This is a genomic window from Pseudoalteromonas sp. G5_S1_14_S5, assembly GCF_054968605.1.
Genome location: NZ_JBQKUM010000277.1, coordinates 1 through 245, shown reverse-complemented (window position 1 = coordinate 245; position 245 = coordinate 1). Strand labels below are relative to the sequence as shown.

Below are 245 nucleotides of genomic sequence, written 5' to 3'. Positions count from 1 at the left end.
TTTGCTCTGGTAGTTGGCGGATAGTATCAAGAAGCGTATCTCGCTTTATCTTTCTGTTTGACAAAATTTGTCCATCAGCACTCAACACACAGGGCGACCGCATGAGTGCCTAGTTTTTCGCCATCTGACTAAAGCCAGCACTTAATACTGCCTCTAGCATTGACGTATTCATCATACATCGCTTTTGCTTCTCCACTATGCTTAGCTTGGTTGGTTCTTCACGGAGCATGTTCAAGCTCATGTGG

1 pseudogene is annotated in these 245 nt (G+C 44.9%); it reads right to left on the bottom strand.

Annotated features, from left to right (window positions below):
• Positions 1-109: 109 nt before the first annotated feature.
• Positions 110-245: pseudogene (locus ACTRWI_RS22875) on the bottom strand (ISAs1 family transposase); the annotation flags it as partial.